The organism is Faecalibacterium sp. DFI.5.82 (assembly GCF_029076575.1).
GTDB lineage: Bacteria > Bacillota > Clostridia > Oscillospirales > Ruminococcaceae > Faecalibacterium > Faecalibacterium duncaniae.
Window position 1 is genome coordinate 1 of record NZ_JARFIS010001137.1, and the last position, 288, is coordinate 288.

1 protein-coding gene is annotated in these 288 nt (G+C 58.7%); it reads right to left on the reverse strand.

What is annotated here, in order from left to right:
- On the reverse strand, positions 1-288 hold a 288-nt coding region (locus P0G09_RS20460), incomplete at both ends, for a hypothetical protein (RefSeq protein WP_275253599.1).

Consider the following 288-nt stretch of genomic DNA (forward strand, 5'->3'; position numbering starts at 1 on the left):
CGATATAGAGCAAGTCCTGGCTATGCTCGTTCCAGTATTCGCCTGCCAGCTTGTGAGCCACCGCCTCCAGCTGCTGGGCAAGGTAATCGCCGCCAACCTCGTAAGTGTGCTCCAGCATGGCCGACACAGGCTCCTGATACGCTTCCTCCATCTTCCACAGCCAGGGAGTGCGGGAATGTTCACGGGTTCCGGTGTCGGAAATATCAACGACATAACGCAGGCGAGGTCTGTCCCCGGAATCGTCCACCAGAGCGATTCCCTTGGAACCGCGCCTTACATACCGGCCCA